The organism is Desulfomonilia bacterium, from assembly GCA_036567785.1.
GTDB lineage: Bacteria > Desulfobacterota > Desulfomonilia > UBA1062 > UBA1062 > DATCTV01.
In genome coordinates this window covers 1-2,911 of sequence record DATCTV010000016.1, presented here as the reverse complement: position 1 = coordinate 2,911, position 2,911 = coordinate 1, and the positions used below count along the sequence as shown (strand labels likewise).

The 2,911-nt window shown below is 48.0% G+C and carries 3 protein-coding genes; all 3 read left to right on the top strand.

The genetic code is table 11. From position 1 onward, the window contains the following. The first annotated feature begins 695 nt into the window (after positions 1–695). The 3 genes from VIS94_03550 (at position 696) to VIS94_03540 (ending at position 2,356) form a co-directional block, all read left to right on the top strand. Positions 696–968 carry a hypothetical protein gene (locus VIS94_03550; GenBank protein HEY9160143.1) on the top strand — a complete coding sequence of 91 codons (273 nt, stop codon included), beginning with the start codon at positions 696–698 and terminating at the stop codon, positions 966–968. A gap of 222 nt (positions 969–1,190) precedes the next feature. Beyond that, complete coding sequence (locus VIS94_03545; GenBank protein HEY9160142.1) at positions 1,191–2,117, top strand: hypothetical protein; 927 nt, start codon at positions 1,191–1,193, stop codon at positions 2,115–2,117. Further along, the gene (locus VIS94_03540; GenBank protein HEY9160141.1) at positions 2,114–2,356 is read left to right on the top strand and encodes a hypothetical protein; all 243 of its coding nucleotides are present in this window, start codon (positions 2,114–2,116) and stop codon (positions 2,354–2,356) included. Before VIS94_03545 ends, VIS94_03540 begins: the two co-directional genes overlap by 4 nt. Positions 2,357–2,911: the final 555 nt, after the last annotated feature.

Sequence of the window (2,911 nt, the reverse complement as noted above, 5' to 3'; positions counted from 1 at the left end):
GCGCCCCTGGTCGTTGGCATCCCTTCGACCGGCACTGCGTCCTTCGCCGCCACCAACCGCATGAACTCCCGCCGCGCCCTCGGACTCTGCTCCTCAATCCCCGAGGCCATAGTGCCGGCCTTCGGGCACTATGGCCTCTCTGCTGGGCGGCATTTTGAGATTCTTCTGTACCAATCGAAAGCCGGACGCTTCATTCCCCTGCGGCGCTCGGCCCGGTCAGCGCCCCCTACCCGCGAGGCTTCCTTACTTCTTCTTTTCCTCACCCGCAAGCCGGGCTCTCGGCAACCCGAGCTGCGAGGCGCACGAAAGTCCTCTGCCCCGGCGTTACTCTGATCCTGTGAGCTTTCTGCGGCAAAACGCAATATTGTTGCGCCCGAAGGCGCAAAATATGGCATTGTTGCCGCAGGTATCGCCATTAACCCTCACGCGAAAGTCTGATCTCCTTGAACAAACCTGCGAGCCGCAAGTAAGTCTGTTCCTCTGAGGCAGCCTGGCAGCTTTCCTTACCTCGTCGCGAGCCACTCGACACTTTCCCCGTTCTTACGCTCAAAACGTTATCGTGCTTTCTGGCTCTTCTCATTGTACCCGCCACAAGTTGGTCAAGCCCCAAGCCTCCTAAAATTTTTTTGTCTTCAAAAAAATTTTATACGTTGGGCGCCTCTCTGCAGCCCCGACCTCTTTCCGGCGCCCAGGGCTTGACATTAGAAGCCTTTGCCGGGGCGGGTGTTTCTATAAAAAAGCCAGAAAGGAGCTCAAAGGCAATGCAGCAGCAGGCCAAATGGCACACAGTCAACCAGTGGGGCGAGCTGGTCTACAGAGTCCCGTTCGCTCAGTCCAGTGACGCCAGAAATTTCGCACGCTTCGTAAGCGGCAACTTCTCCCGCTTCAGCCTCCTCGGCTGCCATCGCACGCCGTCAGGCTGGGAGGTGGCGTACCGCCCCCGCAAGGAGTATCCCTGGGGAGCATAAGCCTGGCGCCCCTTTTTCTTACTGGACTTTTTGCGGGTTTGTGCAAAAAGGACATTGTTTCAAGATCGTTGTTTTTTGCCCAATTGCTGTTGGAACCTCAAGATCTCCGGACATCTTACGCGATCGTAACAAAAATCTTACAGGACCGTAACGGATTTTTCATCTTTTATCAACATCGCTCAGCTATACTGAGAATTAGCAGAAAACCATATGAGGGTGCAGTTGAACAACATTCTTTACCCAGTCGGCACTTTTCAGACAGGCATAACCGGTTTCGCTACAGTGAAACGGAAGCCCTGGTTCTTAGCCAACCAGGACCTTTCTTTGACAAAAATTTCAACAGCAGACTCTTTGTCTTCCGTAAGTAGAGCAGAGCAGAACCTGTCAACATCGGACATTTGCCGCAGGCCATCGTGGAATGCTCCCGGCCCCCAGAGTAAGATATCCATCTCGACAATTAAAGATCTTGCCCTGTCTGGTGGCGGTTTCCCTCTTTCAGGAAGCACTGCCATAGCCGGAGCATTGTGTGAAGCATTGAAAGATTTCGGAAAGCCCGGAAAATTAGCACTTCCCAGAGAAAGTCATAAAAAAGTTAATGCCGATGTGGAGCGCAACATCAATATATCCAATACAGATCGGCCCGGCATTGGAATAAGCAGGGCTATCTATATCGAGTTTCCCCCTATATCTGACAGCTGTATCACAGACATCCAAACAGAAAATAAGAATGTTGGGGGCAAAAGAAGGACAGGAATAAGAGACTATGATGATTTTTTTAGAGAGATAAAACTCGCAAAGGAAGCGAAAATAAAATACAATGAGATTAGGAACAATAACAATGATGTTCAAAAGATTGCCAAAAATATGGGTATTGATGAAAGTTTAGTCAATGATGTCAAGGAACATCTTTTTATTAAGACACACAAGTTTAGAGAAGGTGTTCCATCGAGATTTGATCCAGATTATGACATTGCAATGGCTTGGGAAAGAATGATTTCCGGAAAAAACATAAAAGAAAGTGATATGACGCTTATAAACCATGAGCTTATGGAATTAAGGTTAATGAAAGAGAGAGATATGGTATATGAAGATGCTCATGATGAAACTAATAAAATATATAATTGGGAAAAAGAAAGGAAATGTAAATGAGTCTTCAGACAATAAAAGTTAAAAAAGTAAGCGATGACAATGATAAAGCCATTTTTAGCTATAAGCCCTATGATTCGGAGGGTATTATCATCTTTGATCGGAGAAATAAAAAAATATGGATAGAAAAACGTTCCGAAGAAGATGAAGGCGGAGAACCCATTTACGGCAATAAAGTAAAGATGTATATAGCATTAAAATATGAAGAAGAAACGCTTGCCGACGAGTTTTTAATTCATTAAAGCATACCGCCCCCGCAAAGAGTATCCCTGGGGAGCATAAGCCAGGCTCCCCTTTTTCTCCCCCTGAGAGGTCGCTGAACGACGTTTTCCGGCTCCGGACAGCCATCTCCCTTCTCCAAGTCATTCAGGTCTCTGCATGCCCCCTTAAAATGCCTCTCTGACCCTTCCTCAAAAAAGTGGAAAACCCTGAAAAATCCCTTGGTTATGCCGGATTTCTTTTGCCCCGAAGAAATTGTGCCTGATGGACGAGAACCTGTCAATGCTGGCTCGCTCTTGTGTCAGTCCGCCTGCAGTGGCGGCGAGCCACCTTTTTGAAGCAAAAAGGCTGCGGCATTGACAGAACCCCGCCCATCAGAATAAAAAAATTGGGGGCAAAAGAAAAATTTTCTTTGGGGGAGCCTATGGGCAGGCTCTCCGTGACAATGTGATTATTCCAATGAAAGGATCGTGCGGCGATGATACAGCATACCGGAGAATTCGAAAAGGAGCTTGTTCTCAGAGGGCTTGCGCCTTCCAGCATCGGGGAGATGATTCGCGATCTGGAGGTCATCTTCA

Bases quoted from the DNA above. Each gene is read 5' to 3' on its own strand.
- VIS94_03540 (HEY9160141.1), top strand. From the start codon at position 2,114: ATGAGTCTTCAGACAATAAAAGTTAAAAAAGTAAGCGATGACAATGAT.